20 protein-coding genes are annotated in these 24,463 nt (G+C 68.0%); 6 read left to right on the top strand and 14 right to left on the bottom strand.

Translation table 11 applies throughout. The features are described 5' to 3' along the window. Positions 1 to 8 precede the first annotated feature (8 nt). Positions 9 to 1,241, bottom strand: coding sequence for a Glu/Leu/Phe/Val family dehydrogenase (locus tag MPARV_RS0114155; protein ID WP_020378748.1), 1,233 nt, complete (start codon positions 1,239 to 1,241; stop codon positions 9 to 11). 185 nt (positions 1,242 to 1,426) lie between these two features. Between MPARV_RS0114155 and MPARV_RS0114150 the strand changes: the two genes are divergently transcribed. Continuing rightward, positions 1,427 to 4,015 carry a M1 family metallopeptidase gene (locus tag MPARV_RS0114150; RefSeq protein WP_020378747.1) on the top strand — a complete coding sequence of 863 codons (2,589 nt, stop codon included), beginning with the start codon at positions 1,427 to 1,429 and terminating at the stop codon, positions 4,013 to 4,015. A 66-nt stretch (positions 4,016 to 4,081) separates the two neighbouring features. Continuing rightward, complete coding sequence (locus MPARV_RS0114145; protein WP_157789647.1) at positions 4,082 to 5,350, top strand: metallophosphoesterase family protein; 1,269 nt, start codon at positions 4,082 to 4,084, stop codon at positions 5,348 to 5,350. Positions 5,351 to 5,384: 34 nt separating this feature from the next. Here MPARV_RS0114145 and MPARV_RS22915 read toward each other — a convergent pair whose 3' ends face one another. The 4 genes from MPARV_RS22915 to MPARV_RS24865 form a co-directional block, all read right to left on the bottom strand. Then, positions 5,385 to 6,044, bottom strand: a complete 660-nt coding sequence (locus tag MPARV_RS22915) for a lysoplasmalogenase (RefSeq protein ID WP_012226386.1) — start codon at positions 6,042 to 6,044, stop codon at positions 5,385 to 5,387. Positions 6,045 to 6,048: 4 nt separating this feature from the next. After that, positions 6,049 to 7,338: an NAD(P)/FAD-dependent oxidoreductase gene (locus MPARV_RS0114135; protein ID WP_157789646.1), complete on the bottom strand. Its 1,290-nt coding sequence runs from the start codon at positions 7,336 to 7,338 to the stop codon at positions 6,049 to 6,051. 47 nt (positions 7,339 to 7,385) lie between these two features. Then, positions 7,386 to 7,577 (bottom strand): ferredoxin, encoded by a 192-nt coding sequence (locus MPARV_RS0114130; RefSeq protein ID WP_012226389.1) that lies wholly within the window; start codon positions 7,575 to 7,577, stop codon positions 7,386 to 7,388. A 144-nt stretch (positions 7,578 to 7,721) separates the two neighbouring features. After that, positions 7,722 to 9,128, bottom strand: a complete 1,407-nt coding sequence (locus tag MPARV_RS24865) for a hypothetical protein (RefSeq protein WP_031278652.1) — start codon at positions 9,126 to 9,128, stop codon at positions 7,722 to 7,724. Positions 9,129 to 9,296: 168 nt separating this feature from the next. Between MPARV_RS24865 and MPARV_RS24860 the strand changes: the two genes are divergently transcribed. The 3 genes from MPARV_RS24860 to MPARV_RS0114110 are packed head-to-tail and all read left to right on the top strand — an operon-like array spanning position 9,297 to position 10,585. After that, entirely contained in the window at positions 9,297 to 9,773 is a 477-nt protein-coding gene (locus tag MPARV_RS24860) for a pyridoxamine 5'-phosphate oxidase family protein (protein WP_020378744.1), read from the top strand. A gap of 36 nt (positions 9,774 to 9,809) precedes the next feature. Continuing rightward, positions 9,810 to 10,139 (top strand): hypothetical protein, encoded by a 330-nt coding sequence (locus MPARV_RS0114115; RefSeq protein WP_012226395.1) that lies wholly within the window; start codon positions 9,810 to 9,812, stop codon positions 10,137 to 10,139. Then, the gene (locus MPARV_RS0114110; protein ID WP_031278648.1) at positions 10,136 to 10,585 is read left to right on the top strand and encodes a hypothetical protein; all 450 of its coding nucleotides are present in this window, start codon (positions 10,136 to 10,138) and stop codon (positions 10,583 to 10,585) included. Before MPARV_RS0114115 ends, MPARV_RS0114110 begins: the two co-directional genes overlap by 4 nt. A 47-nt stretch (positions 10,586 to 10,632) precedes the next feature. Here MPARV_RS0114110 and MPARV_RS0114105 read toward each other — a convergent pair whose 3' ends face one another. From MPARV_RS0114105 to MPARV_RS21475, 5 genes are all read right to left on the bottom strand, one after another. Continuing rightward, positions 10,633 to 12,990, bottom strand: a complete 2,358-nt coding sequence (locus MPARV_RS0114105; protein ID WP_020378742.1) for an arylsulfatase — start codon at positions 12,988 to 12,990, stop codon at positions 10,633 to 10,635. Next, on the bottom strand, positions 12,987 to 13,877 hold the full coding sequence (locus MPARV_RS0114100; RefSeq protein ID WP_012226400.1) for an HAD family hydrolase: 891 nt from the start codon (positions 13,875 to 13,877) through the stop codon (positions 12,987 to 12,989). Before MPARV_RS0114100 ends, MPARV_RS0114105 begins: the two co-directional genes overlap by 4 nt. A 204-nt stretch (positions 13,878 to 14,081) precedes the next feature. Then, positions 14,082 to 14,465 (bottom strand): hypothetical protein, encoded by a 384-nt coding sequence (locus MPARV_RS0114095; protein ID WP_172636587.1) that lies wholly within the window; start codon positions 14,463 to 14,465, stop codon positions 14,082 to 14,084. Between the two features lie 74 nt (positions 14,466 to 14,539). Then, positions 14,540 to 15,772, bottom strand: a complete 1,233-nt coding sequence (locus tag MPARV_RS0114090) for an acyl-CoA dehydrogenase family protein (protein WP_012226402.1) — start codon at positions 15,770 to 15,772, stop codon at positions 14,540 to 14,542. A gap of 196 nt (positions 15,773 to 15,968) precedes the next feature. Continuing rightward, positions 15,969 to 17,480, bottom strand: a complete 1,512-nt coding sequence (locus MPARV_RS21475) for an aminopeptidase P N-terminal domain-containing protein (protein ID WP_020378739.1) — start codon at positions 17,478 to 17,480, stop codon at positions 15,969 to 15,971. A gap of 166 nt (positions 17,481 to 17,646) precedes the next feature. Here MPARV_RS21475 and valS point away from each other — a divergent pair, with 166 nt between their 5' ends. Continuing rightward, positions 17,647 to 20,295 (top strand): valine--tRNA ligase, encoded by a 2,649-nt coding sequence (valS, locus tag MPARV_RS0114080; RefSeq protein ID WP_020378738.1) that lies wholly within the window; start codon positions 17,647 to 17,649, stop codon positions 20,293 to 20,295. 21 nt (positions 20,296 to 20,316) lie between these two features. On the opposite strand, the gene MPARV_RS0114075 is transcribed toward valS, so the two are convergent. The 4 genes from MPARV_RS0114075 to MPARV_RS0114060 all read right to left on the bottom strand — a co-directional run bounded on the left by MPARV_RS0114075 (position 20,317) and on the right by MPARV_RS0114060 (position 24,459). After that, positions 20,317 to 21,303, bottom strand: coding sequence for a PH domain-containing protein (locus MPARV_RS0114075; RefSeq protein WP_157789645.1), 987 nt, complete (start codon positions 21,301 to 21,303; stop codon positions 20,317 to 20,319). 58 nt (positions 21,304 to 21,361) lie between these two features. Continuing rightward, the gene (locus tag MPARV_RS24855) at positions 21,362 to 21,538 is read right to left on the bottom strand and encodes a hypothetical protein (RefSeq protein ID WP_012226413.1); all 177 of its coding nucleotides are present in this window, start codon (positions 21,536 to 21,538) and stop codon (positions 21,362 to 21,364) included. Between the two features lie 96 nt (positions 21,539 to 21,634). Next, the gene (locus tag MPARV_RS0114065; RefSeq protein WP_012226414.1) at positions 21,635 to 22,579 is read right to left on the bottom strand and encodes a mechanosensitive ion channel family protein; all 945 of its coding nucleotides are present in this window, start codon (positions 22,577 to 22,579) and stop codon (positions 21,635 to 21,637) included. 143 nt (positions 22,580 to 22,722) lie between these two features. After that, positions 22,723 to 24,459 (bottom strand): AMP-binding protein, encoded by a 1,737-nt coding sequence (locus tag MPARV_RS0114060; protein ID WP_020378737.1) that lies wholly within the window; start codon positions 24,457 to 24,459, stop codon positions 22,723 to 22,725. Positions 24,460 to 24,463 lie beyond the last annotated feature (4 nt).

Below are 24,463 nucleotides of genomic sequence, written 5' to 3'. Positions count from 1 at the left end.
GTGCGTGTTCAGACGTAGCCGCGCAACCGGGTGGCCTCTGCCACCCGTTCGACACCAATCGCAAACGCCGCCTCCCGCATGGTGACCGCCGCATCCTCGGCCCTCCTCAGCGTCGTTCGAGTGGCCGTATTGAGCCTGGCGCACAACTCCTTGCCAAATCTGTCCTCGCTCCAGGTGAACTGCTGAATGTTCTGGGTCCACTCGAAGTAGCTTCCGGCGACCCCACCGGCGTTGGCGAGTATGTCGGGGATCACCGGGATGCCCCGGTCGTTCAGCACCGCGTCCGCCTCGGGCGTCACTGGGAAGTTGGCGGCCTCAACCACCAGTTCGGCGGAGATGCGTCCCACGTTCTTCTCGGTGATGGCCTCGCCAAGCGCAGCCGGAATCACCACGTCGCAGGTCAGGCCAAGCAGTTCGTTGTTGGTGATCAGCTCGCCCTGACTCACTTCGCCAACGCTTGCACCCTCCTTGACGTCCCGCGAGAGCGCTTCGATGTTGAGGCCATCAGCGCAGTGGATGCCGCCGTACACATCGGACACGGCCACGACCGTGGCGCCGATGCGCCCAAGTTTCTCGGCCGCCCAGGAGCCCACGTTTCCAAAGCCCTGGATGGCCACGCGCTTACCCGCCACGTCGTCGCCATGGTGTTCGAAGTACGCGGCCAGCACGTCAACCACGCCCCACCCGGTCGCCTGTTCCCTGCCCGGGGCACCGCCCAGGCTCACGGGCTTCCCGGTGACGACGGCCGGGGTGTACCCGTTGATGTCGGAGTACGCATCCATGAACCACGCCATGGTCTGCGCGTTGGTGTTGACATCCGGTGCTGGAATGTCACGATACGGACCGAGTACGTGATGAATGTGCTGCGCGAACTTTCGGGTGATCTGCTGAAGGTCCCACTCGGTCAACACGTCCGGGTCCACCGCCACTCCGCCCTTGGCCCCACCAAAGGGCACGTCCACCAACGCGCTCTTCCACGTCATCAGCGATGCCATCGCCCGCATTTCGGGGAGGTTGACCGACGGGTGGTAACGGATGCCTCCCTTGTACGGGCCACGCGCACCGTTGTGCTGCACCCGGTAACCCCGACACAACAGCAGCTCGCCCGACTCACACCGGATCGGTAGCTGCACGTCGAGCTCGCGATACGAGCTGGTCAGCACCTCGAGGAGCCCACCGTGGACCCCGGCCACCTCCGCCCCGCGCCTGACGTACTCGTTGACGGCTGCGTCGACCTTCATGGGCCCCCTTGGCTGACGCCACTGTACTGGAATCCCGATCTGGATTCTCCATGATGCCGATCGACCAGGTTGGCGCCTCAGACGCCACGGGTCCCGCCCCGAGACCGTCAGCGAATCTGCGGCGGTAGGTTGGGCGGCCGCCATCGTTCGAACGTTCCGCGCAGCACACGCGCCAAGGAGTCCACGTGTCCGAGTCCGCCTACCGGCTACCCCGCACCGTCGTCCCCAGCCACTACGCGCTGGAGATCACCCCCAACCTGGTGGCCGCCACCTTCGCCGGCACGGTGGACATCGAGGTTGCCCTCGCCGAGGCGACCGACACGGTGACGCTGCACGCGTTGGACCTGACCATCACCCTGGCCAAGGTGAGCCAGGGCGATGGTCAGGCTGCTGGTCAGGGTGCTGTTACCACCCAAACGGCGGAGGTGACCGACGACGACGAGACCGAGACGGTCACGCTGCGCCTCGCAAACCAGCTGAGCCCAGGCACGGCCACGTTGCACCTCGCCTGGACCGGCGAGATCTCCGACGGCCTGGTGGGGTTCTACCGGTCCACCTACGAGGCGGCGGACGGCACCACCGCAACCCTCGCCGCCACCCAGTTCGAGGCCCCCCATGCCCGGAGGGCGTTTCCGTGCTTCGACGAACCGGACATGAAGGCGTCCTTTGGTGTCTCGCTGGTGACCGACGACGACCACCTCGCCATCTCCAACAGCGCCGAAATCGGGCGGGTTCCGGTGGACGGCGGGCTCGTGCGGGTGAGCTTTGCCGACACGATGGTGATGAGCACCTACCTGGTGGCCTGGGTGGTCGGTCCGCTCGAGGCCACCGAGCCACACCTGGTGGGCACCACCCCCGTGCGCGTGGTTCATCAACCCGGCCAGGCCCACCTCACCGCCTTTGCGTTGGAGGCCGCCGAGCACGCGCTGGAGTACTTCGAGGACTATTACGGCATCGCCTACCCGGGCGACAAGCTCGACCTGGTCGCCCTGCCTGACTTCGCCTTCGGTGCCATGGAAAACCTGGGCTGCGTGACCTTCCGCGAGGTGCTGTTGTTGATCGACCCATCGCGGGCCACCCGGGCCGAGCAGCGACGCCTGGCGGCGGTCGTCAACCACGAACTGGCGCACATGTGGTTCGGCGACCTGGTGACCATGGCCTGGTGGGAGGGCCTGTGGCTCAACGAGGCCTTCGCCACGTTCATGGAGATGCGCTGCACCGACCATTTCCGACCCGAGTGGGAGGTGTGGGCGGAGTTCGGGCTGGAGCGGTCGGCGGCGTTCACGGTGGATGCCCTCAGCACCACCCGACCCATCGAGTTTGAGGTTCACACCCCGGCCGACGCCGAGGGCATGTTCGACGTGCTCACCTACGAAAAGGGCGCCTCGGTGCTGCGCATGCTGGAGCAGTTTCTGGGCGAGGAGACCTTCAGGGACGGCATTCGGCGGTACCTGGCCGACCACGCCTACGCCAACACGGTGACACACGATCTCTGGAGCGCCCTGGAGTCGGCCTCCGATGCTCCGGTCGGGCACATCATGGACGCCTGGATCCTTCGCGGCGGCCACCCGGCACTGAACGTGGCTCGCAGCGGCGACACTCTGGCGCTCACGCAGCGGCGTGCGGTACCCCTCGGCGCCGACGAGGCCGAGGCCCGAACTTGGCCCATCCCCGCGCGGCTCTCGGTGGGCACGCCCGACGGCCGACTGGTGCTGGACCAACTGGTGGAGGCCGACTCGACCATGACGGTGCCGTCCGATGCCCGGTGGGTGATGGGCAATGCGTCGGGAAATGGCTTCTGGCGCACCCACCACGACGGTGAGTTGATGGACAACCTGCTTGCACACCTTGGCGAGTTGGAGCCGATCGAGCGGTACCTGGTGGTGGATGACACGTGGGCAGATCTCCTGGCGGGCCGAGTCGAGGTCTCGCGTGTGGTCGAGGTGTGTGAGGCGATGACAGACGACCGCCATCCGGCGGTGTGGCGGCGTCTCGGCGGCGTGTTCGGCGGCCTTCGTCGGCTCATCGCCAACGACCACCTCGACCAGTTCCAGGCCTGGGTGCGCTCGGTCTCCTTCGTTGCGCTCGAGGATGCGGCCCGGTTGGCACACGACGGCGACGCCGCCGCCCAGGACCTGTACGCCGTGCTGTTTGGGATCGCCGGGGTGACCGGTGCCGATCCGGCCACGCAGCAGGCCGCCCGCGAACTTCTCGCCGCCGACCCCGCCAAGGTGGACGCCAACCTGCTGGCGTCGGCCACCGGGGTGGTGGCGGCCGACGCGTCGGCCGCCGAGCACCGCGACCTCATGGCCCGCTGGCGTGCTGCGGACAACCCGCAGGAGGAGGTGCGCTTTCTCTATGCGCTGGTCGATACACCGTCCCGGGAGGACTTCGAGGCCACGCTCGACCTGGTCACCAACGAGGTGCGAACCCAAAACGCCCCCTACGTCCTGATGCGCGCGTTGAGCCATCCCACGCTGGGTGCGATCGCCTGGCGCTACCTCATCGACCGCTGGGGCGACATCACCGAACGGTTCCCGACCAACGCGCTGCCCCGCATGATCGAGGGCATTCGCTGGCTGACCGACGATGCCGTCGCCGACCCCGACGCCGAGCGAGGGGCTCCGCAGTTCCTCGCTCGGCATCCCCTCGGGTCGGGCGACCAGCTGGTGCAACAGAGCCTGGAGTTGCAGGCGGTGCATCGGGCGCTGGTCGAGCGCTCGCGCCCATCGCTTGGAGGGCTGATCGCACAACGCGTCCCCGGCGGTGCCTGAGTGGGGCCCCGCTTGCCGATCCCAGCGGTTGCAGACACGCTGTCGTGTCTGAACGCGGGATCGGCGGTGAGGCCGAAGGCCCTCATCGAGGTACCCGGAGCGCGGCCGGCGCTGGGCCCGACCGGGCTGAGGCGTGGGCCGCTGGTCTTCGCCGTCGAGGACACGACCGCCCAGCTGACCTGGTTGGGCACGCTGCTCCAGTCCGATCGGGGCCCCGCCGGTGTGCAGCGCTGTGAAACCGATCCCGACGCCACGATCACCGCTCGGGACCTGGGCAGCGGCGATATCCTCGGAGCGCGGCCCTACCTGGACGGCAGCGGATCGATCGAGCTGGCCGGGCTGCCACCGGCGAGCAGCAGCCGGGTCGCCCTCGATGTCGATGGCCGACCGGCCGGGTGCGTGCGGCTGACCACGATGGCGCCCCTCGGCGCCGAGCTCGGCCGGTTCGCCACCCTCTCCGACCTTCACCTGGGCCTCGACGTGTTCGGCCTCCGAGGGAGGATGTTCGAGCCACAACCGACCTCACCGCTCGGCTGCGACCCGCCGCGAGCGGACGCCGGGCCCATTCACCTCCGGGCCGCCTCGGCGGCGCTCGACCAACTGAACGCCTGGGGCGCCGGGCACCTGTTCATCAAGGGTGACCTGGTCGACCGCTCCACCCCGGCCGCGTGGGCATTGGCCGGCCATCTGCTCGACCTCCCGCGGCCGCCGGCGACCGTCATGAGCGGCAACCACGAACAGAACGGCGCCGGCATGATGTCGCCGGTCGACGGAGCGGCAGCGGTCGGCATCGACGCGGTCCACCCGGCCCGTCGGGTGGACCTGCCCGGCCTCAGCGTGCTGTGCGTCGACACGATCCGACCCGGCGCTCACGGTGGCCGGGTGACCGACGAGGTCGGCGCCGCCGCCATCGAGCTGGCCCGCGCCGCCCCCAACCCGGTGATGGTGCTGACCCACCACCCCATCGAGCGCTTCGACCACGCCTGGAGCTACCCGCCCGGTGTGCCCCGTCACCAAGGCGAAGCGCTGCTCCGCCGGTTGGCGGACGTCTGCGAGTTGCTGCTGGTCAGCTCCGGCCACACCCATTCCCATCGCCTCCGCACCGTGGCCGGCGTCGCCACCACCGAGGTCGGCTCGCCCAAGGACTTTCCCGGCGTCTGGGCCGGCTACACGATCGCCGAGGGCGGTGTCCGCCAGGTGTTGCGCCGCGTCGACTCGCCCCAGGTAAACCGTTGGCTCGACCACACCCGGCACGCGGTCGGCGGTGTCTGGGGCCGGTGGTCGGTCGGCCGCCTGGCAGATCGAAGCCTGCAGGTCCGCAGGGTTGGGAGCTGATCGACCGCCGCCGGGGTCCCCAGGGCGCCGGCACTCAGCCGGCGGTGGCCAACGCCAGCACGAGGCCGACCTGCCCCAGGTGGTAGGTCACCATCACCAACACCCGGCTGTGGGGGAAGTCCCGCAGAAAGCGGGTCCAGCCGATCACCGAATCGGACAGGCCAAACAACAACGCGCCGACAATTCCAACCACGATGCCCGTGCCAAACGACGTGGCGATCATCACAGCGATCACCGCCACGTAGGCCATCACCGGCGCGAACAGGCGCCGGTCGGTCGCCTTCGCGCCGATGACAACCCGTCGGCCGACGGTGGCGATCACCACCAGGGCGACCGCCGCACCGACGGCGAGCGCCCCACCGGAGACACCGAGGATGATCATGCCGACCACGTACAGCAGGTGGGCCACCAGAAACGAGCCCAGCCCGGCGACGAACGCCGGCTCCGGGTCCATGGCGGTCTCGGGCAGCATGAGGAACACGTCGCCGGCCAGGGAGGCGACGATCGCCGCCAGATACCACCATCGAAGCTGGCCGTCGGGCAGGTCGAGGGCCAGAACGACGGCCCCCAGCGCCACCATCGTGGCCGGCTTCAGCGCGTACTCGGCGGGTCGTCGGTCGGCGGCGACCGCAACCCAATCTGCCAGCGCGATCAGCAGGGTCAGGCACAACAGGCCCCAGGCGGCTCCGGTCATCGTGTCATTGCGTCGACTCGGCGGCGAGGAGGTCGACGAGCGCCAACCCATCGGGTCCGTCCATGCGCATCCGGATGCGCATCACCTTCGGGTTGCGGTTGTAGCCCATCACCGACTTCACGGTTGTGCCGTCGTGGGTCACGCCGACCCAGGCCCGGTCCTCGGGGGTGCCATCGATCCACGTGAGCGCATCGTCGGGGCTGACGCGGCCGGCCAGCTGGAACTTGGCGCCGAACTGGTTGGACCACATCCACGGCACCGGCGTGTACGGCTCGGCGTCGTCGCCGGCCATCAGCCGGGCGCCGACGTAGCGCCCCATCTCGATGGCGTTGTCCCAATGTTCCACGCGCACGAACCCGCCTGCGCCACGATGCCACCACCGGGCGAGATCCCCAACCACGGCAACCCCCGGCGCCGCCATGGCGGTGGCGTCGGCGAGCACGCCGTCGTCAAGATCGATGCCCGGGGTGTCGCTCAGCCAACCGCTGGCGGGAGCGGCGCCGACGGCGACGAGCACCAGGTCGGCGGCCAGCGTCGTGCCATCGCTCAGGAGGGCGCCGGCCACCGGCGCATCGCCGTCGCCTCCGGCTGCGCCCTCGACGCCCGGGCCGAGCAGCGCCTCGACCGAGGTGTCGGTGCGCAGGTCGACGCCTGCGTCGACCGCAGCGGCGGCCAGCGCCATGCCGATCGCGGGCGGCAGCACCCGGCTGGCCGGGGTGGCGAAGGCCTCGACCACCGTCACCGGAAGGCCGAGCTCCCGTGCCGAACCGGCCACCTCCAAGCCGATGAAACCGGCACCGACGATCAGGACCCGCTGCGGGGTGGCGGCCAGGCCGGCCCGCAGCGCCGCTGCGTCGGCGCCGGTCCGCAGCAGGTGGACGCCCGGGCGGTCGATGCCCGGGATCGGTGGCCGACGGGCGGCCGAACCGGTGGCCAGCACCACCGCATCGGCGGAGACGGTTTCGTGATCATCGAGCGTCAGGGTGCGGGTGGCCACATCCAGGCGGACTGCGCGCCGCCCGAAGCGCAGGTCGACACCAAGCTCGTCCAGCGTGGCGCTCCCGGGTTGGCGGGCGCGTTCCAGCGGCCATTCGCCGGTGAGCACCTGCTTCGAGAGCGGCGGTCGATCCGGGGGCAGCTCGGCCTCCGCTTCGACCATGACGATCTCGCCGTCGAAGCCGTGACCTCTCAGCCCGGACGCGGTCGACATGCCCCCGATGGACGCACCGACGATCGCCACCCGGGCAAGGTCCCCTCCGGAGACGGCCGGGGTGACCGGCCGGGGCTCATCCAACAACGCTCTCCAGGCTGTGAGCGATGTCGACAACAACCCCGCGGCGTTCAGCCCTCAAGGCTGATGGCCTGCTTGGGGCAGCGCCTGACCGCCTCTTCCATCTTGGAGCGCAGCTCCTCGGGCGGGTTCTCGTCGAGCACGTAGAGGAAGTCGTCGTCGCGCACTTCGAACACCTGGGGAGCGATGGCCATGCACACCGCGTTCGACTCGCACAGGTCGTAATCAACAACCACCTTCATGGGCGCTCCTCCCGGACGGATAGCGATCGCCGGACGATTCCGACGCTCCGTGTGCCCCATGATACCCACTGCGCCGGTCAGGCCGGGCCTCGCAGCGGCGAGGCGGCGCAGGCCGCGGTCGGCGGCCCTCGACGTTGAGCGCGGTCAGCGCACACGTCGCCAGGGTCCGCCCGGGCTGCGTCGGGAAGCGGTTTGGGTGCGGGTCACCCCGTGGTCCGAGATCACACGGATCGGCCCGTAACTGCGGCCCAGGTCGGAGACCTCGCTCCGCTCCACCGTGATCGTCAACTCGCCCTCACGCACCATCCGACCGAGCGTCGCCACCGCCCGGTGCGGCGCCGGGTGCCCCTGGTTGAACTCGTTGAGCGCCGCCCGGGTTTGGGCGTCGTCGGCAGCCAACGTGGCCTCGAAGCGCACGACCTCATCGCCCCCCGGATCGACCGCCGGGGCCCCGGTGCCGATGCCCAACCCGCCGAACAGCGCTGCGGCGCCGGCGCCGGTCGTCTCGACCGACCAGGTGCCCTCGGTGATGCCCTCGGCCCCGATCGTGGTCGAGATCGTGCTTTCACCGGACAGGTCGATCCCCAGGTCGCCGATGGCCTGCGCGGTTGCGCCGGCGCTCACGGTGGTCGACGTCACCCAGGTGTCGGTGGTCGGGTGGTAGGCCGCTCCACGGGCGATCTCGGCGTCGATGCCAAACCGGTCGACCGCGCCGGTTGCCCACGTGTCCAAGGAACCTCCGGCGGAGCCATCGATCGCGGTCGGCTGATGGGCGATCAGCACTCCGGCGGCATCGCTGGACACGTCGTCGACGATCGCCTTGCCGCCACCGACGAGCACGGCCGGGAGCGACAAACCCGCTGCGACCGCCCACCGGGGTGGCGCCCCCATGTCGGCCAGTGCGTCACCGTCGGGCATGAGGGCGTCGGACATCTGGGTCACGAAGCTCCGGGCGGTGGCCTCGTCGGCGAAGGACACCATCACCTCGTTCGATCCGGTCAGCCCAACACCGGCACCGGCGCCGGCCTCGCCGAGCAGGGCACCGATGCGCTGGTCGGTGTGCACGCGCACCTTGGCCGAACCGTCGTCCAACACGGTGAGCGTCAACGTGGCCTCAGCGCGCGCGTCGACCGGCGACGCTCCGGCCTCGACGCCGAGCGTGTGGGTCTCGGTCAGCACGTTCAACGGCGTGGTCTCGCCACCGGCCGCCCCGGCGTGTCCGCCGACCGACGGATCGGTTCGCACCTCGCCGACGCGCTCCCCCGGGCCGGCCTGGGCGTCGCCCGATGCCTGACGCTGCTCGAGTGCCTGGGATTCCAGCCGATCGGCCAGGGATCGGAGCTCGCCACCGGCGCGGTCCAACTCCCGCCGCACGCCGGCGTCAAAAGCCGTTTGAAGGTATCGGGCGTCGGGCCCGCTCCACGCGACCGACGCCAGACGACGACGCAAGCGCACGTCGGCACCGTCCAGCGACGCACCGCCGGCGCGCATGGCAACGGCCAGCCGTTCCAAAGCCTCGGGGTCGGCACCCAGCGCATCGCTCGTCGGCACCCCCTCACTGTGAACCGGTATCCGCCCCACGACACCGGGTCTCGCACCCCGGTCCGTCCGTCGGGTGCGCTGCGCCCGGACACCACCAAACTCCGAAGAGCCACAGCGGCGGTTTGTCGACCGGACCATCGGGGTAATCGCCATGTACAACCATCGAGGAGCGAGCGGATGACCGAGCGGATCGAATCGATCGAGGATCTTCAGGACAAACTGAGCGGCAGGCAGGTGGCCATGGTGACCACGCGAGACGAACATGGCCACCTGTCGTCGCGTCCGGTCACCTTGCAACGCATCGACGACGACGGGGCGCTGTGGTTTCTGGTCAACCGTCATGCGTCGTGGGTGACGCCGTCGGACGGGTCGCCGGTGAACGCCTCGTTTACCGGCGAGCGGGGGCTGTGGGTGTCGTGCTCGGGCCGCCTTTCCTTGGATGGCTCCAAGGAGCGACTCGACGGGATGCTCGATGCGATGAGCGAGACCTTTTTCGAGGAGGACGGCGAGCCGATTGCGATGCGGATCGAAGCGCGCCAGATCGAATGGTGGTCCGCCCCCAACGCTGCGGTGCAGGTGCTCGACCTCGTCCGGGCCAAGGTGAGCGACAGCGCGCCCAAGGCCGGAGAATCGGGCACGCTGAACGTCGGTTGACCGTCGCTCGGATGGCCGCTGCGCGAGGGTGGCTTGATGCTGCGGGAAGCAAAACTGGCGCAGGCCTTCATCGAGGTGTCCGACACGCTCGTCGACGATTTTGGGGTCACCGACCTGCTCACGCTGGTTGCGGATCCGACGGTCAGCGAGCGCTCGTCGCTCGTCACGGCGATTCCCCGTCACAACGACGATGCGGTCTCGCACGGCCAGTTAGGCAATTTCTCACGCCCTCTGTCACACTTGTCGCACGTCACGTTTGTCCGGGGGGACACTGAGAGAGACCCGGTTCGATTTCGAACCGGGTCTTTCCGCGTCGCTCTAAGGTTTGGCCATCCGCCTCCCCGAGCGAAGGGCAGCCCCCGATGAGCGAACCCAGCGACCGTCCATGGCTCGAACGAGATCGACGCCCCCCAGGGGTCAGCGACCAGACTGTGGAGGCGGTCGGCAAGTTCGACGAGGCCCTCGAGTGGATCGAGCGGGCCAGGGGCCACCTCTACGACTTTCATCAGATGATGGGCCACGCCGACGCGCTGATCGGCGAAGCCGCCGACCAGCTTCGCGACGCCGGCCACCCGGACCAGGCCCAGCGCATCGAGACCGAACTCGTCGGCCGCAACGCCCTCGAAGGCCGCTGGTCGTTTCAGATCGTCGAGGAGTACGACGCGATCTACTGGTCGGTCGTCCGCGCCGCCTCCGACGAGCTGCGTAAACAGCTCGTCGGAGGACGACACCACGTCTTCGAGTCCGAGATGAAAGAGGATCGCCGAACCCACGGTGCCCGCTTCCACGAGCAGCGCCCCGACGACGTCTGACGGGGCTACCGGAGGTTGCCCACCGGAGGTTGCCCACCGGTGGTTGCCTACTGGTGGCTGAAGCGGGCCTCGGCCTCTCGCTCGAGGTCGAGGTAGGGCTCGCCGCTGACGTCGACCGCAACGCGGTGGATCGTGCCGCCGGTGAACTTCCACGGTGAGCTGCCGGAGTAGTCGTCGGTGACCGGGTGGCCGCTGTCCCGACCGACGCACAGCCCTTCGCCGGCGATCATGTAGTTGCCGGGCTGAAGCTTGATGTCGCCCTCGCCGACCTTCTCGTCGCCGTGGAACAGCGAGAGCGTCCCGGAAGCTACGCCGGGCGGGTCCTCGCCGGTCTTTTCGAATGCGGCGGACAGGATGAGGTTGGTCCCGGTCGGGAGGTCGACGGTCGAAGCAATCTTCTGCTCGAACATGCCGACGAAGCTGTTGACGTAGTGCAGCCGGTTGTCCTTGACGTAGAGGCTGTGCCCACCGAACCGGGAACCCTGCGCGCACAGGACACCCTCGGCGCCGGGACCTGGGATATCGACCAGGGCGGCCATGGCGAACGAGCGGTTGCGGATGCTGACCGCCTGGCTTTCGGGTACCTCGGCGCAGTCCGGGAAGTACACGTAGCGATCGCGTGGCGGGGTGAGTTGCGGGCGCGGTGTGGTGAGAATCTCGAGAGCGCTTCGGTCATCGAGCGGAAACGCCTGGTTGGCGCCCGCCTCGGCGAACCAGATCCCGATCAGCTCGCGGAGCTTGTCGGGGTGCTCGTCGGCGAGGTTGTTGACCTCCGAGCGGTCCACATCGGTGTGGTACAGCTCCCACTCGTCGTCGTTGAAGTTGCCCCATCCGCTGATGGTCGGGTGGGTGGTGACGGCCTTCCAACCGTCGTGCCAGATGCCGCGGGACCCGAGCATGGAATAAAACTGCGTCGTACGCTCCCCGGCGGCTGATTCGTCGTCGAAGCTGTAGCGCATGCTCACGCCGTCGAAGTGGCTCTGCGTGGTGCCCTTGATCGACGACGGCGCGGTCACCCCGAGGGCGTCAAGCACGGTGGGAACCAAGTCGATGGCGTGGTGGTACTGGGTTCGCAGCTCACCGCGGGCCTCCATGCCGGCGGGCCAGGAGACGATGCACGGGTCGGCCGTGCCGCCCTCGAACTCGTAGCGCTTCCACATCTTGAACGGCGTGTTGAAGGCCATGGCCCAACCGTTGGGGTAGTGGTTGTAGGTCTTGGGTCCGCCGAGCTCGTCGATCATGGCCAGGTTGGCGTCGATGTCGTCGGGGATGCCGTTCATGAACATCATCTCGTTGACCGAGCCGTCGGGGCCGCCCTCGCCGCTGGCGCCGTTGTCGGAGACCAGCATGATCAGGGTGTTGTCCCGCTCGCCGATGAACTCGAGGAAGTCGAGCAACCGGCCGATCTGATGGTCGGCGTGGGCGAGGAACCCGGCGTAGACCTCGGCCATGCGGGCGAACAGTTGTTGCTCCTCCGGCGACAACGAGTCCCACGGGCGGGTGACGTCGACCGGAGAGAAGGGCTGCCCGTCGGGACCCTGCCGCGTCTCGGAGGTGCCGATCGGGTTGATCGGCGGCAGCACGGTGTCCTCAGGGACGATGCCCATCTCCTTCTGGCGGGCCAGGGTCTGCTCGCGCATCTCCTCGTAGCCCATGTCGAACTGGCCCTTGAACTTGTCGATCCACTCCTTGGGGGCGTGGTGCGGGGCGTGGCAGGCGCCGGGTGAGTAGTAGAGGAAGAACGGCTTCTCCGGGGCGACGGCCTTGGCGTCGCGGACGAACTCGATCGCCTTGTCGGTGATGTCGACGCTGAAGTGGTAGCCGTCCTCGGGCAGCGACGGCTGGTCCACCGCGTGGTTGTCGTAGACCAGCTCGGGATACCACTGGCTGGTCTCGGCCCCGAGGAACCCGTACCAGCGCTCGAAGCCCCGACCGCTCGGCCAGTTGCGCCGCGTCGATGCCAGGTTCATCTCGTCGGTGGGGCACAGGTGCCACTTGCCCACCATGTAGGTGTTCCAACCCAGCTCGCCGAGGATCTCCGACAGCATCCCGTTCTCGGGCGGGATCGTGCCGCTGGCGGTGGGGAACCCCACCGCAGCCTCGGTGATGCACGCCATCGAGTTGCGGGTGTGGTTGCGCCCGGTCAGCAGGCACGAGCGCGTCGGCGAGCACAGCGCCGTGGTATGGAACTGCGTGTAGCGCACGCCATCGTCGGCGATGCGATCGATGTTGGGCGTCGCGATGGGCCCGCCGTATCCGCTTAACGCCGAAAAGCCCACGTCGTCCAGCGTGATGTAGATGACGTTGGGCGAACCCTCCGGGGCCTTGGGCGGCTCGAACGGCGTCCAGTCCGGTTCGGAATCCCGGATGTCCATTTCGATTTTCCCGGCAAATGGTTCGGTCATGGTTGCTCCTGGTTGTAGATCGTGTCCCAGTCGGTGGCCATGTCGACGACCGACCAGTCGTGCTCCGCTGCTCCGGCCAACACGGCTTCGGTGCCGGACCCGAGCAGCGGGTCGACGTCGTAGGCGTACTCGCGCTCGCCGTCGGTGTGGTGAACGACGAGGCCGAACGAGCGATGCGGGCTGCCGTCGGTCCACTGCAGCATGGGCAGGTCCCCGTCGGTGTTGCCGGCGGCGAAGATCGGGCGTCGGCCAACGTGCTGGTGAATCGAGATCGGTTTCTGCGGCCCGTCGTCGAGTACGGCGAGGTCGGCGCCCTTCATCAGACGCGGTTTGCCGTCGTCGGCCAACTCAAAGGTCACCGTCCCGGTGCTGCCGATGATCTGGTGCTGATCGATGCCGAACACCTCCGGCGCCCAACCCCGCATGAAGTCGACGCCACCGCCCGAGAAGATCCAGCATGAGAAGCCATTGGCTTTGAGGTAGGCGAGGAGCTCGAGCATCGGCTGGTAGACGAGCGAGGTGTAGAGGCGTTCGAACCGGGCATGGGTCGAGCTGGCCGCCCACTCCTGGACCACCGCTTCGAAGTCGTCGGTGCTGATGGAACCGTGGGTCAGCTTGACCAGCTCGAGCACAGCGGGGAGCCCCCCGGCCTTCAGCTCCTCCATCGTGGCGGCCTTACCCAGTGCCGCCGCCCGGTCGAAAGCGAACGCCAGTTGGGTGTACAGCGGCATCTCGGTCGAGAGCGTGCCGTCGTTGTCGAACACCGCAACACGGTCGACCTCCGCCACGTAGTCCGGCGACCCGTCGTCGGTCACCGCAGTGACGAACTCGACAACAGCCTCCTTGGTGGGACCGGGGCGCCAGCTGGGGAGAGAATCTGTACTCATCCTCGCAAACCTACTGACGGTCGGCCCCACGGTCGGCCACTTCCCGGCTGCCTTCTCGAAATCACCCGCAGCGGGTGATGATGGATATCGCTCTGCCGGGTGAGGGTGACCTCCACCGCATCCCGGCGAACAACGTCACCCGGGCACCTCAACGAAGAGGCCGACCGTGGCCACAGCTGTCAACAAGCGAGTCCTGTTCGTCTCCTACACGTACACCCAGCAGGCGCGTCGAGTGACCGAGGCCATGACCGACACGTTGGAGGCCGGCGGCTGCGACGTCACGACCGCGAAGATCGAGCTGACCGACAAGCGCTGGGCGAAGAACTTCTCGAAGTTCCCGATGAACAACGGGTTCACCGATGTGCTGAGGATGCTTCCTGCACAGATGCGCAAGGCGACCCGCGAGATCAAGGTCCCAAACGTCGTGACGACCGGCCATTTCGGCCTCGTCATCATCGGTTCGCCGACGTGGTGGCTGACGACCAGCATCCCGATCCGGTCGTTTCTCAGATCGCCGGCTGCGGACACGGCGCTCACCGACGCGGCATTCTCGTCGTTCGTCGCATGTCGCCGCTCTTGGGGATTCAACCACCGGACGGTGCAGCGCTTGGGCCGCGAGCGAGGCTGGGCCTCTTCGATGCTGGTCCTCTTCGATGCTGGTCCTATTCGATGCGGAGACCGGAGATGGCCCGGGCGATCACCAGCTGTTGGATCTGCTCGGTGCCTTCGAAGATGTCAAAGATCTTCGCATCGCGGTGCATGCGCTCCACGGGGTACTCCCGGGTGTAGCCGTAGCCGCCCAGAATCTGGATGGCCCGCTCGGTGACCCACACGGCGGTGCGACCGGCCTTGAGCTTGGACTGGCTGCCCTCGGCGTTGACGTACTCGCCGTTGCGTGACAGCCAGGCCGCACGCCACACCAACAGGCGGGACGCATCGATCTCGGTGATCATGTCAGACAACATGAACGCAATCGCCTGGTTCTCGATGATCGCCTTGCCGAACGCCTTGCGCTCCTGGGCGTACTCAAGGGCGTACTCGTAGGCGGCACGAGCCACGCCAACCGCCTGGGCGGCGACGGCGGGACGGGTGGCCTCGAAGGTGGCCATCGCCGGTTGCTTACCGGATGGCTTGGGCTGTGGGTTGGTCTTGGCCTCACGGGCCCGAGCCAACTTCTCGTCCAGCTTCTCTTTGCCGCCCAGCAGGCACGAGCCCGGGATACGCACGTCGTCCAGCACCACCTCGGCGGTGTGGCTGGCCCTGATGCCGTGCTTCTTGTACTTCTGGCCCTGGCTGAGCCCGGGGGTGTCGGGCGGGACGATGAAGCTGGCCTGGCCCCGGCTGCGCAACTCGGGGTCGACGGTGGCGACCACCACGTGGATGGCGGCGATGCCACCGTTGGTAATCCAGGCCTTGGTGCCGTTGAGCACCCACTCGTCGGTGGCCTCGTCGTACTTGGCGCTCGTCCGCAGCGACGAGACGTCGGAGCCTGCGTCGGGCTCGGACACGCAGAAGGCGCCCAGCGCAATCTTCTCGGGGGTGCCATAGCACTGGGGCACCCACTCCATCACCTGCTCAGGGGTACCGATACCGGCGATACCGGCTGCCGCCAGGCCTGAGCCGAAGATCGACAGGCCGATGCCTGCGTCGCCCCAGAACAGCTCTTCGAGCGCAATCGGCATGGTGAGCCCGGAGGGGTCGCCCATCATCGCCTGAGCCATGAAGTCGAAGGAGTACAGCCCGATCTTGGCCGCCTCCTCAACGATCGGCCACGGGAACTCCTCCCGTTCGTCCCACTCTTCGGCGGCGGGACGAACGACGTCCTTCGCGAAGGTGTGGATCCAGTCGCGCAGCTGCACCTGGTCGTCGTTGAGGGCGAGGGAGAACTCGGCCATGGGTGGTACCTCCGGGTGGACGCGTCGGCGATCCGACACGGGATGGCGTTGGTCGGCTTCCTAAGTTACCCGCCGGTAACCAGCGCTCCAAACCCCCCTACCGTCAGCGTCGACAACCTGGTGCGGGCGAGCGGCCCGGCCAATGCCCGCCGCAGCGCCGCTCAGTGCCGCACGGCCCGCAGCGAGGCGACACGGCTCACCCGGGAAGCGTGACCCAGCGGGGCCCTTCGGCACACAGCGTCTCGATGTCATCGGGGTCGGTCGGAACGGCGCCGGTCAGCACCTCGCAGCCTTCGGTGGTCACCGCCACGTCGTCCTCGATGCGTATCCCGATGCCCAGAAACTCCTCGGGGATCGTGTGCACCAGGTCGGGCGCAGCGGCCAACTCGGCGTCCTCCGCCACCTTGGCCGCCTCGGCCCCCAATTCCACCCGACGGCGGGCCCACGCATCCCGGTCGTGGGGATGCAGCTTGAAGGTGACCTCACCCTTGGTGGGCGCCACATAAATGCCGGGCTCGACGGTGAGCACCATCGTTTCGGCAAGATATCGGTGGGCCTCGCCATCGCGGTACGACCCGGCATCGTGCACGTCGAGCCCCAGCCAGTGGCTGGTGCCGTGCATGAAGAACTCGGCGTCCAGGCCCATGCTCAGCACGTCGTTCACGCTCACTTGCGCCGGGATCAGCCTCAGGTCCACCAGCCCTTCAGCAATGACCGTCCGGGCGGCGTCGTGAGGTGCGCGGATGGTTGCGCCAGGTCGTACCGCCGCGAGGGCGGCGTGCTGCGCGGCCAGCGCCACTTCGTACACCGCCCGCTGCGGGCCGGTGAATCGACCGTTGACGGGGAAGGTGCGGGTGATGTCGGCGGAGGCCATGTCCATCTCACAGCCTGCGTCAATCAGCACCAGGTCGCCGTCGGCGAGCACGTCGGCGTTCTCGGTGTAATGCAACACGCAGGCATTGGCGCCACCCGCCACAATCGACGGGTACCCGTTGCGGGGCGATCCGTGGGCTCGCCAGACCCACTCCATCGCGCCTTGCAATTGGCGTTCGGTCACCCCGGGGCGAGCGAGGCGCATGGCCTCGCGGTGTCCCTCGGCGGCCAACAACCCGGAGCGCCGCAGCGAGGCGAGGTCGGAGGCGTCCTTGTGCAACCGCAGGTCGTCCAGCATGGGCGTGGGATCCTCCACCACCGTTGGGGTGACGTCGCCCAGACGGTCACGCAGGTTGCGACCGCCGACGATCAGGCCGCCGACCACCGAGTCCAGCCGTTCGCCCATGCGGTACAGCAGCCGGGACCGGCCGACCGCAAGTTGGGGGAGGCGTTCGGCCAGGTCGCCGACCGGATGGGCGGAGTCGGCGCCAAAGCGAGCCATGGCACCCTCGACCCCGGCCCGATACCCGTCCCAGGTTTCGCGCTCGGGGTCTCGGGGCCGAACGAACAACTGGTAGTCGCCCTCCGGGTGCCCGGGCACCAGCACGAGCACCGCGTCGGGCTCCGCGAAGCCGGTCAACCACCAGAATTGGCTCGCCTGGCGAAACTCGTGATCGACGTCGTGGTTGCGTGGCGTCTCAACCCCGGCGGGCACCACCAGCACGGCGTCGCCACCCACGACCTGGGCCACCTGGTGTCGCCGCGCCGCAAACACCTCCGGGCCGGGAGCGTCTCCCGGCAGTGACACGGCGGCGCTGACGGCTGAGCTGTTCATGGCGCCCAGTTTGCCCCGGCGCCACCGAGAGGTGTGGAGGTGTGCCGGTGAAACTCACCGGCACACCTCCACACCCGGCCTGCCCGCCCCCGGACCCAGTCCGGCGGGCAGCACCAGCCGGGCGCACTGAAGCGAGCAAGGCAGGCGCTGGTACCTTGGCGGGCCTATGACCGACGCCCCCCGACGCCGATCGGCCCCCGTTGTCCCTCCCAAAGCGGCCCTCGAGGGCCTGGAGCAGAAGTGGGGTGAGCGCTGGGAGACCGACGGCACCTACCGCTTCGATGCTGATGCGCCCGCCGACGACGTGTTCTCGATCGACACCCCTCCGCCAACCGTGTCCGGGTCGCTGCACGTCGGCCACGTGTTCAGCTACACCCACACCGACTGCGTCGCCCGGTACCAGCGGATGACCGGCCGCGAGGTGTTCTACCCGATGGGTTGGGACGACAACGGCGTGCCCACCGAGCGCAGGGTGGAGAACTACTACGGGGTGCGCTGCGACCCGACGGTGGCCTACGACCCGGGCTTCACGCCGCCCGAGAAGACGCCCAAGAACCGTCGCGACTTTGTGCCCATCGGCCGCCGCAACTTCATCGAACTGTGCGTGCAGCTCACCGGCGAGGACGAACTGGTCTTCGAAGAGTTGTGGCGCCGCCTCGGCCTCTCGGTGGACTGGAACCAGACCTACACCACCATCGACGAGCGCAGCCGCCGGGTCAGCCAGCGGGCCTTCCTCGACAACCTGGCCCGGGGCGAGGCCTACCAGGCGGATGCTCCGTCGATGTGGGACATCACGTTCCGCATGGCGGTGTCCCAGGCCGAGTTGGAGGACCGCCCCCGACCTGGCGCCTACCACGACCTGGCGTTCCACCTGCCTGACGGCGCGGGAGACATTGTGGTCAGCACCACCCGCCCCGAGTTGGTCGTCAGCTGCGTGGCGTTGGTTGCTCACCCCGACGACGAGCGCTACCAGCCCCTGTTCGGCTCCGTGGTGACCAGCCCGCTCTTCGGCGTCGAGGTGCCGGTGCTGGCCCACCGCCTGGCCGACCCTGAGAAGGGCACCGGCGCTGCGATGATCTGCACGTTCGGCGACCTGAACGACGTCATCTGGTGGCGCGAACTCGACCTGCCCGCCAGGGCGGTCATCGGCCGCGACGGCCGCTTTGCCTCCGACACCCCCGACTGGCTTTCCAGCGACGCCGCCCGCGGGGTCTACGACGGCCTGGCCGGGCTCGGCGTCAAGGCCGCCCAACGCGCCACCGTTGAACTGCTGGAGGCATCCGGCGAGCTGTTGGGTGAGCCGAAGCTCATCGAGCACCCGGTGAAGTTCTACGAAAAGGGTGAGGCACCGCTGGAGATCGTGCAGAGTCGCCAGTGGTACATCCGCAATGGTGGCCGTGACGCCGCAATCCGCGACCAGCTGATCGCACGCGGCGACGAAGTCACCTGGCATCCCGCCTACATGCAGGCCAGATACACCAACTGGATCGAGGGGCTCACCGGCGACTGGCTGGTCTCCCGCCAGCGCTACTTCGGAGTCCCCATCCCCGTGTGGTACCCGGTGGGCGAGGACGGCGAGATCGACTACAGCTCGCCCCTCACCCCCAATACCGAGTCACTGCCGATCGACCCGCAGAGCGAGGCGCCGGTCGGCTTCGACGAGGCGCAGCGAGGCCAACCCGGCGGATTCGTGGGCGACCCCGACATCATGGACACGTGGGCCACCTCGTCGCTCACCCCCCAGATCGCCGGGGGTTGGGATCACGACCCGGAGCTGTGGGCCAAGGTGTTCCCAATGGATCTGCGCCCGCAGGCCCACGACATCATCCGCACCTGGTTGTTCTCCACCATGGTGCGCAGTCATCTGGCCGAGGACACGGCGCCGTGGCGCCACGCCGCCCTCTCCGGCTGGATCCTGGACCCGGACCGCAAGAAGATGTCGAAGTCCAAGGGCAACGTGGTGGTGCCCACCGCCATGTTGGAGGCCCACGGCTCCGACGCGGTTCGCTACTGGGCGGCCAACGGGCGACCGGGCACCGACACCGCGTTCGACGAGACACAGATGAAGGTGGGCCGACGGCTGGCCCTCAAGGTGCTGAACGCCAGTCGTTTCGTGCTGGGCTTCGGCCAACAACGCGATTCAGAGGGTTCGGCCGACGGTCAGTCCAGCGCCGACGCAGCCGTGCTCCATCTGGGGCCAGAGGCCGTGACCCATGCGATCGACCGGGCGATGCTGGCCGAGGTGGCCGCGCTCGTCGAGGCGGCCACCGAGGCGTTCGACCAGTTTGATTACGCCCGGGCGCTGGAACGAACCGAGGCGTTCTTCTGGCGCTTCACCGACGTGCATCTCGAGCTGGTGAAGAGCCGTGCCTACCGGGACGATGCTGGTGCCGGGTCCGCCCGGGCCTCGCTGCAGCTGGCCTTGTCGGCCCTCCTGCGGCTGTTTGCGCCACACCTCCCCTTCGCCACCGAGGAGGTGTGGAGCTGGTGGATGGAGGGATCGATCCACCGGGCCCCGTGGCCCAACGTGGCGGAGTTCGGTGACGCGATCGGGGGCGCCGACCCCGAGTTGGCGGGCTTGGCGGCACAGGTGCTGCAGGAGGTGCGCCGCACCAAGACCGAAGCTCGTACAGGCATGCGCACCCCGGTGCGACTTCTGCAGATCACCGCTTCGGCCGACGACGCCGAGCGTCTCGAACTGGTTCGCGACGACCTGACCGATGCGGGGGTCATCGAAGACCTGACGATCGCGGTCGAGGCCGACCAGCCTCAGCTCGTCGCCCACGCGGAACTTGTGGTTGACAAACCGCATTGACCGAGGATGCAGGTTCAGGTGTCAGTCCCAGAGGGCGGATTCACCATCACCAGAACCGCGGCCCGAATTGCGGCGACCTCCCTTGACGGAACTCGCGTTTCGCGGGGGTTCCGGTCGGCGATTGGGGCCGCTACCCGACAGGTCTCGCACCGGGTTGGCCCGGCTGGGACGGGCTTCGGCATCACCTGTCGGACCCGGAACCGTGGCGCTGCCCGCCGGCAAGGAGCCACCTCCAGCCCGGTTTCCGGGCTCGTACGGCGCCGCCAGCACTGCTGTGGGGTCGCCATCGTCCGGGTCGAACCCGCGGGGGTCGCCGTCGTCCGGGTCGAACCCGCGGGGGTCGTCGCCATCATGACCCCCGTCTCCGCCGCCGTCATGACCCCCGCCACCGTCACCGTCACCACTGCCGTCACCGTCATCACGTGGAGGTGGCAGCCGGTACACGCCATCCAAACCGGCGATGCCCAGTTCGGCATGCAGGTCCTCCGGTGTTTTCACCTTGCCCTGCCGCTCGCTCACCATGTACACCAACACGCGCATCATCGTCCCGGGATGCGAGAGGTCCTTCATCTCCTTAAACGGTGATGCCTCGTTCGCGGACTCGATGCGCACCCGCCCGATGTTCTGGATGCGCTCTGTCCAGCCCTGGATATAGGACATGTCGGTGACCTTGGCCCATGGAATCCACTGGTGGGAGCGATTGATCACCCCGGACAGGTAGATCATGCGGGTACCGGTGACCACATAGCGGGTGTAATGAAACTGCACCGCTGCCTTCAACAGCACACCAGAGGCGAGGATGGCCACCACAAACATCGTCAGCTTTAACCCGGTGCCGGGTAAACCGATCGCGAGAAGGAGAGAAAGAGCCAACACAACGACCCAAGGAAACTTGCGCACGACCAACGCAATAGTGGCCGGGCCGTCCACCATGAAGATCTTCTCGTTGGGCAGCAGCCGGTCGTAGATGATCTCGTCGATCGTGGACGCGCCGACCAGCCGTTGCACCCACTGTACAAGTCGTCCGATCACAGCGTGGCGACCCCCGTCCCTGCGCGGTGGAAAGTCAGTCTGTCAACCCACCCAAGAAGGTGGCGATCGTGTTGGCCAACCGCTCGAGGAAGCGGCCGATTGCACCCATGACGTCGCCAAGAAACTCGGCGGAACCCGACGGGGACTTCCAGATCAAAATCAACACGATGCCGACGATGATCCCAAGTGGGAGAGCCTGCTGTGCCTTCATGTGAATACCTCATTCAGCCACTGGACCGCGCGCCACGGCCCAAGACTCCGCCCGCAGACATCGTACGACAGCGGCGTGACCAAGACGGGGACCCCACTATTGGACGGGTCGGATGGGTGCGCCGGTGGAGTGCGGCAGCACAATCCCAGCCTCCAACAGCCGACCTCGGAGTCGGCTCCGCAGCTCGCGTTCCACCGCCCACTGGGACGCCGGCTCGGTGTCGACAACCAGCCGCACGGTGGTGCCAAGACCATCGAGCGCCTGCACGCCCAACAGGGTTGGTGCCCCCAACAACCTGCTGCCCCAGATCTCATCCTCGACCAGCTCGCTCCCCACCGACCCAACCACCTCCTCCACCTTGGTGAGGTCTGCATCGTTGGCGACGGTCACATCGATCAGCGCACGGCTGAAGCGTTGCGATTTGTTGCCGGCCCGAACAATCTCACCATTGGGCACGTGCCACACGGTGCCCGCCACGTCGCGTAGGCGGGTGGAGCGAAGCGTGACGCGCTCCACCGTGCCGACGGCCGGGCCAACATCCACCACGTCGCCCACGCCGTACTGATCCTCGATCAGCACAAACAGGCCCGCCAGCAGGTCCCGCACCAACGACTGGGCACCAAACCCCAGCGCCACTCCGGCCACCCCGGCGCCCGCCAACAGCGGACCCAGGTTGATGTTGAGTTCACCGAGGATCATCAAGGTGGCGATGATCACCACCACCGCCGAGGTCAGCGAGCCCAACACATCGGTCACCGTTCGGGCTCGGGCGTCGGCCCGGTTGGCCGCAACCACGGCCCCGTCACGCTCCGACCGTTCGTCGTCACGCGTGCCCTCCAGCGCGGCCAACCGTGCCCGCTCGGCGGCTCGGGTCACCAAGCGACGTGCGGTCCGGTTGGCCAGCCATGCCAACACGACGATCAGCAGGATTCTCAGCGGGGTGCGCGTGACCCAATCCACCACTTCCGCCGCCGTGGCCGAATTGGTCAGATCCAGCGCTCGTTCACACCACCAGCTTGGGGAGGTGCCGCAGGTCTGCATGGCCTCTCCCCTCCTCCGCTCGCCCGGAGCCGATGATCAACGACGACTCAGCGATCTCCGCCCCGCCGATGGGTCGGTCGCCGAAGCGATGGTACCCAAGCCTCGATGGTACCCACCGGCTTGGGGAGATCAGGTTGCGACCATCACGGACGACCGGAGCGCACAGGCTCGGCCGAGGGTGCGGACGTGCCATGGCCCAGCGCAACCTCGGCGATCTCGGTGGCCCAGCGGTAGTCAGCCTTGCCGTTAGGACCACGCTTCACGGCGTCCACCACCACCACGTGTCGGGGCGCCTTGTAAGCAGCCAGCTGATCTTTGACGTGTTCGCGAACCTGTCCGAGGAGGTCCGACGCAGCGAGCGTTCCCGACCCGGCGGGCGGCGAAGCCACCCCGGCGGGCCTGTTCGACCCCAGGGAGACGACGGCTGTCACTGCGCTGCCCCACTTTTTGTCGGGCACGCCGACCACGGTGGCATCGATCACCCAGTCGAGCGACTTGGTCGCCTCCTCCACCTCTTCGGGAAACACCTTCTCTCCAGCGGTGTTGATGCACACCGAACCCCGCCCCAGCAGCGTGATGGTGTTGTCGCTCTCGACGGTGGCGTAGTCGCCGGGCACGGCCCAACGCCGTCCCTCGTAGACCGGATAGGTCGCAGCGGTCTTCACCGGGTCTTTGTAGTAGCCAAGCGGGAGGTGTCCGCCGGTGGCCAGCATGCCGCGCTCCCCCGAACCGGGCTCCACCCTTCGGCCGTCTTCGGTAAACACCGCCGCATGATCACCCAGCTGAAACCGGGCGGTCCCGGCGCTGCGCCCCCGTCGGGCCACCGACGCACCAAATCCGTTGCCCTCCGACGAGCCCAGCAGGTCGATCAGCAGCGCCGGCGCCCGTTCCAGCAGCGCCTCCTTTTGGGCCGACGACCACATGGCGCCCGACGACGTCACCACCTTCAGCGATGCCAGGTTGTAGGGCGTCCCCGCAGCCTCGGCGGCTTCCAGTTCGGCGATCATCGGTCGACAGAACGCGTCGCCGACGATGCAGAGGTGACTGGCGGATCGGTCCTCCACCGTCGCCCACAGCCGAGCTGCATCAAAGCTGCGCGACGGCAGGGTGATGACGTGGGCGCCCGCGCTCAGCCCGCCCAGCGTCAGCTGCGACGAGGTGCCGTGCATCATCGGCGCCGCAGGTATCAGTCGCTGCTCGGCCGACTGATCACGAAGTCGTCGAGCGGTCGCTGCCGCCTCCACCGGGGTGGTTGGCAGCGGCTGCTTCAAGCCCTTCCATGTGGGGGCAAACACCCCCAGCAGCGAGCGATGAGGCCACATCACCCCCTTGGGCATACCGGTGGTGCCACCGGTGTAGAGGAACCACAGGTCGTCACCGGAGCGCTCGATGCGGCGCGCTGGTTCAGCGTCGGCCAACAGACGCTCGTAGTGGACCCAGCCGTCGGGTGGTTCGGGTGAAGGTGACGCATCGGTCTCGCCGCCCACCACCACCAGAAGCCGGATCGACGGCACCTGATCGCGAACGGCCTCGATGCGCTCCACCAACTCGGGGTGGGCCACCACCACCTCGCAATCGGCGTTGTCCAGCAGGTAGGCCAGCTCGGCTTCGCGATACCGGTAGTTCACGTTGAACGGCACCGCCCGGGCCTTGAACGCGCCGTAGGTGACCTCGGTGTAGGCCGGGCCGTTGTACAACGCCAACCCCACCTTGGCTTCTGCGCCGACGCCGAACGCGGCGAGCGCTCCGGCAAACCGAGCGGCGCGAGTATCCAGCTCGGCCCAACTCCGCGTCAGCGGGCCGTGCGACAGCGCCGGTGCGTCGACCAGTTCATCCGCAATCGCCTCCCACACGGTCGCAAAATTCTCGTTGAACCCCATGGGC

This window comes from Candidatus Microthrix parvicella Bio17-1 (assembly GCF_000299415.1).
Classification (GTDB): domain Bacteria; phylum Actinomycetota; class Acidimicrobiia; order Acidimicrobiales; family Microtrichaceae; genus Microthrix; species Microthrix parvicella.
This window is presented reverse-complemented; position numbering and strand designations above follow the sequence as displayed.

Coding starts and splice junctions, on each gene's coding strand:
- MPARV_RS0114155 (WP_020378748.1), bottom strand. CDS start 1,241: ATGAAGGTCGACGCAGCCGTCAACGAGTACGTCAGGCGCGGGGCGGAG.
- MPARV_RS22915 (WP_012226386.1), bottom strand. CDS start 6,044: ATGACCGGAGCCGCCTGGGGCCTGTTGTGCCTGACCCTGCTGATCGCG.
- MPARV_RS0114130 (WP_012226389.1), bottom strand. CDS start 7,577: ATGAAGGTGGTTGTTGATTACGACCTGTGCGAGTCGAACGCGGTGTGC.
- MPARV_RS24860 (WP_020378744.1), top strand. CDS start 9,297: ATGACCGAGCGGATCGAATCGATCGAGGATCTTCAGGACAAACTGAGC.
- MPARV_RS0114115 (WP_012226395.1), top strand. CDS start 9,810: ATGCTGCGGGAAGCAAAACTGGCGCAGGCCTTCATCGAGGTGTCCGAC.
- MPARV_RS0114110 (WP_031278648.1), top strand. CDS start 10,136: ATGAGCGAACCCAGCGACCGTCCATGGCTCGAACGAGATCGACGCCCC.
- MPARV_RS0114105 (WP_020378742.1), bottom strand. CDS start 12,990: ATGACCGAACCATTTGCCGGGAAAATCGAAATGGACATCCGGGATTCC.
- MPARV_RS0114100 (WP_012226400.1), bottom strand. CDS start 13,877: ATGAGTACAGATTCTCTCCCCAGCTGGCGCCCCGGTCCCACCAAGGAG.
- MPARV_RS0114090 (WP_012226402.1), bottom strand. CDS start 15,772: ATGGCCGAGTTCTCCCTCGCCCTCAACGACGACCAGGTGCAGCTGCGC.
- MPARV_RS21475 (WP_020378739.1), bottom strand. CDS start 17,480: ATGAACAGCTCAGCCGTCAGCGCCGCCGTGTCACTGCCGGGAGACGCT.
- valS (WP_020378738.1), top strand. CDS start 17,647: ATGACCGACGCCCCCCGACGCCGATCGGCCCCCGTTGTCCCTCCCAAA.
- MPARV_RS24855 (WP_012226413.1), bottom strand. CDS start 21,538: ATGAAGGCACAGCAGGCTCTCCCACTTGGGATCATCGTCGGCATCGTG.
- MPARV_RS0114065 (WP_012226414.1), bottom strand. CDS start 22,579: ATGCAGACCTGCGGCACCTCCCCAAGCTGGTGGTGTGAACGAGCGCTG.
- MPARV_RS0114060 (WP_020378737.1), bottom strand. CDS start 24,459: ATGGGGTTCAACGAGAATTTTGCGACCGTGTGGGAGGCGATTGCGGAT.